The following is a 7,755-nucleotide window of genomic DNA, read 5'->3' as shown; positions in this document are numbered from 1 at the left end:
GATCAGGGCGGGCATGCGTCGCCTCCAAGACGGGGCGGCCGGGGTGTGCGGGTCGGTTCTGACTGCGCCGGCCCGCGAGCCGGAGGGACGGGTGCTGCGGCGGTGTTCAGGTGCGGCGACGCCGTGTACGGGGGCGGTCCGGGCCGCTTGCGAGGGCGTGGTGCGAGTGCCTGGGGGACAGCGGCTGGGTGAGACCTCTGAGCCGGAGCTGGCGGGGTGGGCGGAGCTGCACGGTTTCACCTCCGTGGGACACCGTCTGGCCACCTGACCAGTGAGCTGCACTGGTCAGTTCACCTGTTGAGGTGAGGAAGAAGGTGGCATAGACCAATTGCGCCGTCAACCCCCGTCGCAGACAAGGGTTTTGTCGGGCAGGACAGCCAATACGCTGACGACCACCGCTGGTCTGCGGCTACACTTCGGTGGCTGAGACGGGGAAGATACTGCCTTACCACTGGTCAACTGGTCAGGCTGAGGGCTCAGCGCTGGGGCTGACGGCTCAGGGCTGACGGCTCGGGGCTGAGGGTTCAGGAGTGAGGGTTCAGGGCGAGGGGGAACGCATGAAGGCCGACGCACCTGGTGCGGTGCTCAAGCGTGAGCGAGTCCGCGACTTCCTCCTCGACCTGGTGGAGTCCCACCGCCCCGGGGACGCGATCCCCTCCGAGCGTGCCCTGTGCGCCCAGCTGGAAGTGTCCCGGCCGACCCTGCGCGCGGCGGTGGACGAACTCGTCGCCGCGGGTCTGCTGGTGCGCGAACACGGGCGGGGCATGTTCGTCGCACCCGAGAAGATCACTCAGGAACTCGTCTCCGCCGAGCAGTCCATGACCGTGCCCCAGGCCGCGGGGGCCTGGTCGAGCCGCCTGCTGGAATTCGTCACCATTCCGGCAGGCGCGCGCGTGGGCCGCAAGCTGCGGATCTCACCCGCCGCCGAGATCGTGTACGTCGCGCGGCTGCGCCTGGTCGACGGCGCCCCGATGGCCATCGAGCACCTGCACATCAAGGCCGAGCTGGTTCCCGCGCTGTCCGCGGAGGAACTGGAGGCCGGCGACCTCTACGAGCACCTGCGCCGGCAGCACGGCGTGCACGTCCGGGAGGCGGTGCAGGCGATCGAACCGACCGTCGTCACCCGTGCCGAAGCGGAACTCCTCGACGTCCCCGAGCTGTCCCCGGCGCTGCTCTTCGAACGGCTCACCTCCGACACCAGGGGACAGCCCGTCGAATACGTCCACTCCGTCTACCGCGGCGACCGCTACCGGATCGTCTCCCGGCTCACCCTCGGCCCCACGGCCACCGCGCCGACCGACCGGCTGGGACACCACCCGGGCATCCCCCCGGGCGACTTCGCCCACCGGGACGCCATCGCGTCCTCGACGCGGGGGGACGTTCAGGCGGGGTCGTGAGGTGGTACGGCTTGCCCGGCAGAGCGCTGTTGCCGCTGCCCGGGGTGTCGTCGGGGCAGGCCCTCCGCAGGGACTTCAAGCCGTCAGGATGCGCCGCCGGGCTCGACACCTGGTGGGAGTCCGTGGATTCCCGGGGCGGTGACGGAGTCGTCCTCGATCAGTGGTGGGCAGATGCTCCAGTCGGCGGCGATGCGCATCACGTCGTGTTCGGTCGGCATGGCTTCGTGCCAGGCGTCCCATTCGGCGTCTCCCCAGTCCTGCCGGACCTCTTCGCGCCCGACCAGCCCGACGCCGAGCTGCCTCTCGACGGCGGTGGGCTCACCGTGGCGCAGGGGAACTTCACCGCTCATCCCGACGTAGCAGTAGGCGCGGGTCAGTTCACCGGCTTCGACTTTGGCCCAGGCGTGGTACTCGCTGACACGGTCGGTGCCGAAGTACTGGAGGTCCCCGAGGCGCGCGGCCAGTGTCCGCAGCCAGGTGGGAAAGTTTGGGCGCGTGGGGTCGGTCTCGTGCGTCAGATGGATCCTGCCGTGGGCGAGGGTCCACTCCGGGACGGGTCTGGCCACGAAGACCCCTTGCCGGTAGGCGAGTTCGGTGCCGGTCGTCCAGTCGACGGGCTGCCGATGCCGCAGGCCGAGGGCATCGGCGACCTCTTCCGGCCCGGCGTCGCGTATCGCGAGCCATGACGTCTTGAAGCCGAAGGACATGAACCCTCCCACCGTGGTGTCCGTAGACCAGGCGGGATAATCGCAGACGGCACTGACAGCCGCGGAGTGCTTGGAGTCTTATGCAGGGGAGGGTTGGCCGTGGTCGGCGGTCGGTCCTTGAGCAGGTCGGGCGTGTGTTGGTCGTGTGTTGGTCGTGCCACTTCCGCGTACATGACTTTCCGGAGGCGGCACACGTATGCCCGTGTGAGTGTCCTCAGGGTTTCCGAGGGGGCGGGTTTCCGAGGGGGCCCGCGTCGGTGGCGGCTTGATCAGCGCCTGACGATGCAGAAGGGATGCCCCACCGGATCGGTGAGGACCCGTGCCTTGTCCCCGTGCGGCTGATGATCCGGCTTGCCCGCACCCAGCTCCAGGAGCCGGGCTTCGGCCACGGCCAAGTCCTCTTCGACCGCGAAGCAGATGTGAAGCTGCTGGGGAACGATCTGGTCAGGCCAGCTCGGAGCCCGGTAGTCGTCGGCCCGCTGAAACCCGAGCAAGAGTCCGTGCTCACCGTTGAGGCCCGCGAAACCGGCGTCCGACTTCGGATGCAGCTCAAGACCCGTGGCCTCCTGATAGAACGCCGCCAAGGCCGGCGGATCGGGGCAGTCGAGTGTTATCGCAGCCAACTTCATCTGCAGTGGCATGGGGCCTCCGCCCACATCGGCGTTGCTGTGCGGTCGCTGACGCTGACAAGTATCAACGTGTCGGCCGACTGCCTTGACGGCCATGACGTCCCCCGTCGAAGCACTGATACCTCATGCAGTTGGCATAGAATTCATGAATGCCCTCTTTTCGCGCGCTGGAATGTCTCGTCGCTGTCGCGGACACGGGATCGATCACTCAGGCCGCGCTGCTGCTGCACTCCTCGCAACCCGCCGTCTCCCATCAGATCGCCTCACTCGAGCGCGAGACCCGCACGGCCCTGCTGCGTCGGGAGGCACGGGGGGTCAAGCTCACCGCCGCGGGGCGGGTCGCGGTCGCGGACGCCCGGCGCGCGGTCGAGGCGGCTACCGCTGCCGTACGGTCGGCGCGCGCGGTGGGAGAGGCCGGGGGCGGGTCGCTGCGCATCGGTTGCGCGCAGAGCCTGACCGTCGCCTTGCTCGCCCCGGTGCTTCGCGACTGGCGCCGGCGCCACCCGGAAGTGACCATCGCTCTGCGTGAACTCACCGTCATGGACGAGGCACTGAGGCTGATCGAGTCCGACGATCTTGACGTCGTGGTGCTGCCGGACCCCCCGTCCGACCGCTTCCATGTCACTGCCGTCGCCGAGGAGGAGATCGTGCTGGCCGCGCCCACCGGTCACCCTCTGTCCCAGCGGGCCGCAGTGCGGATCCAGGACCTTGATGGCGCGCCCCTCGTGCACTTCACGGCGGACAACGCCCTCGGCGCATGGCTTGACCAGTCGTTCGCCCGGGCCGGGGTCCAGCCGGAGGCGGTCATGCGGACGTCCGTCACTGTTGCGGCACCTCAACTCGCCGCCGCCGGGCTGGGCGTGGCGGTCTGTCCGGTGAGTGCGGTCACGGCGGGCTTTCCGGGCGTCGTCCGACCCTTCTCACCACGGTGGACCAGACAGCTGATGGCGGTGACCTCGGCAGGACCCGATCCGCTCGTCGCGCGGTTCATCGCAGGGCTGCGCCGTCACGGAGTGCGGGTTCCCCGCAGCGTGCAGACGCAGCTCGACGCAGGAGCTGCGGTCGCGGGCGAGTGACTATGGACGCTCTGTCCTGCGGCCCTGATCCCGGAGAAGGGGTTGGGGTTGCGGCACTGGCGACCAGTCAGCACTCAGACCGTCCGTTCATTGAGTTCCGCGGCAACCGGGGACCGGCTCGGGACGGGCGCCCTCGGCGTCGTAGGCAGGCAACGTTCGTCTTCAGCGACGGATGTTGCCGACCCACTCGCAGTCGGACTGCCGTTGGGAACTGAGACGCCTCCACGCCCACCTTTCCGACGGCCGGCAACGGGTCGCGGGGTGCCGCCGGGACCTCTTCCGAAGGGGTCCGCAGTGGCGAGCTCTGGGAGCGCGCGGTCGGGCGATGCCGTACAGATTCCCGCGTCCTCTCAACGAGCTGGAGGCATTCATGTTTTCTTTGGCAAGCCGTCGAGTCATGAATGACTTCGAGGGAACACCGGCCAGCCCCTGATCGCTGCACATCACATGGCTCACCGCCCCAGCGGGCGGAAGCGTCACACACGAGGAAGGGAGATTCCCATGGCACAGGCATTCGTCACGGGTGGTTCGGGTTTCATCGGTCGGGCCCTGATCCGTCGACTTGTCGGAGACGGTCACACGGTCCGCGCACTGGTCCGCAGCGAGGCGTCGGCCGACAAGGTCGCGGCCCTCGGCGCGGAGCCGGTGCGGGGCGAGTTGACGGAGCCGGCCGGATGGCAGGACGCGGTGGCCGGCAGCGAGGTGTTCTTCCACCTCGCCGCCGAGACGGACATCACCGCCGACCGCGAGCGCCAGGAGCGGGTGACGGTCGGCGGCACCCGAGCGGCCGTGGAAGCAGCCCACGCCGCGGGGGTCGCCACCTTCGTCAACTGCGGCAGCGAGTCCGCGCTCCTGGCCGGCGAACCGCTGCTGGACGTGGACGAGACCGCACCGCTGCGGCCGGACTCCGAAGCCGCCTACTGCGCGGTGAAGGCCGTCGCCGAGCAGATTGTGCTGGATGCCGACGCGCCGGGCTTCACCACCGTCTCCGTACGGCCGCGGTTCGTCTGGGGTCCCGAAAGCAGCCTGACCGAGGGCCTGGCGGCTGCGGCCAAGGCCGGGCATTTCGCCTGGATCGAGGGCGGCCGGCACACCACCGATGTGACCTACGTGGACAATGCCGTCGAGGGCTTGGTACGCGGATGGCAGCACGGCCGGCCGGGTCAGGCGTACTTCGTGACCGACCAGCACCGAGTCGTCCTGCGGGAGTTCCTGGAGACGCTCTTCTCGCTCTACGGCGTCGACACACCCATCCCTGACATGGACGCCGACATCGCCGCCCGTGTGGTGCCGGTCCCCGCCCGGTGGTTCGTCGGACAGTCGTGCACGCTGCGCACCGACAAAGCCGTGGCCGAACTGGGGTACCGGCCCATCGTCCCGTACGCCGCCGGCCTCACCGCCGTGAAGGAAGCGCTCTTTTCCGACGCTGCGTGACGACCTCACCGGCCTACTAACCGGCCTACTCGCCGGCCTGCACCCGTCCGTGGTGTCCGCCGTGCTCACGCGGTGGAGCCGGTGCAGGTGGGTGAACGCGCCTTCTTCGACCAGGCGTTGGGTGCCCGGGCCGGTCGTGCTCACTCCGTGGGGGCCATCAACGGTTTTGCCCCGGCACCTACCTCAGACCATGCGTCGACGACTCTCGTCGCGGTCGCAGTCCGGGCCGGACACCACCACATCCGGGTGGGCGAGCGGGGCCACTTCCGCTTGCCCACCCGGCGGTATCGCCTCAGCTTCGCCCTGCCGGGGATCTTGGACGGTCGAGGTCACGGGCCGAGGTGTGCCAGGTGGCTGCGCAGGCGAGACCGCAGAGCGCTTGTAGACGGCTTCGGAGCGCTGTCCGGGCTCTGGGCCCCGCCACCGCGTGCAGGGACGGCCGCCGGGAGCCGAGGCCGCTCGTGTGCAACCGGGTGTGACACCGGTTCATAATCGGTCGCGTGATGCGTCTTGCAATTCTCGGTCCTGTCCGTGCATGGCGGCGGGACGAGGAGGTCGACCTCGGATCCCCACAGCAACGCGGACTGCTCGCGCTGCTCCTTCTGCGCGAAGGGCGCCCGGTGGAGACCGAAGCGATCCTCGACGCCCTGTGGGGCGAGGAAGGGCCGCGAGGCGCTCGGGGCACCGTCCGCACGTACGTCTATCGTCTGCGGCCGATCCTCGGCGACGTCGCGACCATCGAATCGACCGGGAGCGGTTACCGTCTCACGGTTCGTGACGGGCAGGTCGACCTGAGCAGGTTCCGCGAGCTGATCGCACAGGCTCACACGGCGCGCGGCGCCGGCGCCTCGGCGCGTGCCGCCGATCTCCTGCGCCAGGCCCTCCGCACCTGGCAGGGACCGGCACTGTCGGGTGTCCGGGGCCGCTTCTTCGAGCTGGAGCGTGACCGGCTGGAGGAGCTGAGGCTGGCCGCCCTGGAGGAAGTGTTCGACCTTGAGCTGGAGGCCGGAGGGCACCCAGGTCTGACGTCCGAGATCCGGGCAGCCGTCATGGAGCACCCACTGCGGGAGCGCCTGCACGAACAGCTCATGCTGTCGTTGTTCCAGGCCGGCCGCCGAGCCGAGGCTCTGGCCGCCTATCAGCACACACGGCAGCTTCTGCGCGAGGAACTGGGCGTGGATCCCGGGCCCGGCCTTCGCTCCCTGCACAGCCGTGTCCTGCACGAGGACGACGAGTCGCCCGCCCCCGCAGACCGTGAGCCGGCCTCGGCCGTCGCGCCGGTTCCGGCCCAACTCCCGCCGGATTCAGCAGTGTTCACCGGGCGCCGGGCAGAGATCGGGGAACTGAGCTCAGTGCTGCGTGATGCTGCGCATGCTCCGGTCGTCGGCATCACCGGCCTGGGCGGGATGGGCAAGACCGCGCTCGCCGTGCACCTCGCGCACACCCAGCGCCACCTGTTTCCCGACGGGCAGGTTTTCGCCGACCTCGGCGGTTTCAGGGAGCCGGTCGGCCCGCTGGAGGTGCTCGGCCAGTTCCTGCGCGCGATCGGGGTGTCGCGGCTGCCGGGGTCCCTGGACGAACGTGCCGCGCTGTGGCGTACGTCGGTGTCCGGGCGCCGCCTGCTGATCGTCCTGGACGCGGCAACCAGCGGTGAGCAGGTGCGTCCCCTGCTGCCGGCCGCCCCGGGCTGTGCCGTCATCATGACCAGCCCGCGTCGCATCATCGACCTGCCTGGCATTCCCTGGTTGCGTCTGGGCGTTCTGCAGCCCGAGGACGCGTTGCAGCTGCTCGCCGCCATCTCCGGGACCCGGCGGGTGTTCGCGGAGCGGGAAGCGGCCAGTCGCCTGGTGCAGGCCTGCTCCTACCAGCCGCTCTCGGTGCATGTGGCGGCAGCCCGGTTGGATGCCCGGCCGTCGTGGACGATCGACCAGATCCTGGCCCAGCTCGAGGACGATCTGCGCCAGCCGGTCGTCATGCACGAGGACTGCAAGATCGTCGACAAGCCGTTCCGTGACGCCCAGGCGCGCATGGACGCCTTCCACCGCGACGCCTTCCATCTCGCCGCTGTTCCCGACTGCGGCCGGCTGGACCCCGCCATGGCGGCAGCGGTGCTCGATCTGCCGGTCAACGAAGCCACAGCGGTCATGGAAGCCCTCGTCGACGCTCATGTGGTGGAGACCGGCGAGAACGGGGACTACCACTTCCTCGGGCTCGTCAAGGCGTTCGCGCGGCGCCAAGCCCTCAACGGGCTGGGACACGAGCGCTGCCAGCAAGCGCTGCACCGGCTGCTGGGACACTGCCTGGCCGGCGAGAGCACGGTCGGTGACGAGGACCTGCGCGCGGTACTGAACCAGATCACCGACCTTCCGGACACGGTCGCGGAGAAGGTGTCGCTCTCGCCGCGCTGATCGCCGCACCGCCGCGCGCGAGGCGACGCACCCGCACACACCCTGGCGTGGCCAGCGACGGTCGCGGGCGACCGGGTCTCGGTCACCGGCTTCGGTTCGCCCCG

At 69.7% G+C, this 7,755-nt stretch carries 6 protein-coding genes; 4 read left to right on the top strand and 2 right to left on the bottom strand.

Annotation, left to right across the window (positions count from 1 at the left end; all coding sequences use genetic code 11):
* Positions 1 to 557: 557 nt before the first annotated feature.
* Positions 558 to 1,397, top strand: coding sequence for a GntR family transcriptional regulator (locus AOJ26_RS03165; protein ID WP_053846607.1), 840 nt, complete (start codon positions 558 to 560; stop codon positions 1,395 to 1,397).
* 83 nt (positions 1,398 to 1,480) lie between these two features.
* On the opposite strand, the gene AOJ26_RS03160 is transcribed toward AOJ26_RS03165, so the two are convergent.
* Positions 1,481 to 2,104 carry a hypothetical protein gene (locus AOJ26_RS03160; RefSeq protein ID WP_053846606.1) on the bottom strand — a complete coding sequence of 208 codons (624 nt, stop codon included), beginning with the start codon at positions 2,102 to 2,104 and terminating at the stop codon, positions 1,481 to 1,483.
* A gap of 269 nt (positions 2,105 to 2,373) precedes the next feature.
* The gene (locus tag AOJ26_RS03155) at positions 2,374 to 2,745 is read right to left on the bottom strand and encodes a VOC family protein (protein ID WP_053846605.1); all 372 of its coding nucleotides are present in this window, start codon (positions 2,743 to 2,745) and stop codon (positions 2,374 to 2,376) included.
* A gap of 137 nt (positions 2,746 to 2,882) precedes the next feature.
* Between AOJ26_RS03155 and AOJ26_RS03150 the strand changes: the two genes are divergently transcribed.
* From AOJ26_RS03150 to AOJ26_RS03140, 3 genes are all read left to right on the top strand, one after another.
* Positions 2,883 to 3,809, top strand: coding sequence for a LysR family transcriptional regulator (locus AOJ26_RS03150; protein WP_053846604.1), 927 nt, complete (start codon positions 2,883 to 2,885; stop codon positions 3,807 to 3,809).
* A gap of 501 nt (positions 3,810 to 4,310) precedes the next feature.
* On the top strand, positions 4,311 to 5,243 hold the full coding sequence (locus AOJ26_RS03145) for an NAD-dependent epimerase/dehydratase family protein (protein ID WP_053846603.1): 933 nt from the start codon (positions 4,311 to 4,313) through the stop codon (positions 5,241 to 5,243).
* A gap of 503 nt (positions 5,244 to 5,746) precedes the next feature.
* Complete coding sequence (locus AOJ26_RS03140) at positions 5,747 to 7,651, top strand: AfsR/SARP family transcriptional regulator (protein WP_078959725.1); 1,905 nt, start codon at positions 5,747 to 5,749, stop codon at positions 7,649 to 7,651.
* Positions 7,652 to 7,755 lie beyond the last annotated feature (104 nt).

The organism is Streptomyces sp. NRRL B-24085 (assembly GCF_001282115.1).
In the GTDB taxonomy this organism is placed as follows: Bacteria; Actinomycetota; Actinomycetes; order Streptomycetales; family Streptomycetaceae; genus Streptomyces.
This window is presented reverse-complemented; position numbering and strand designations above follow the sequence as displayed.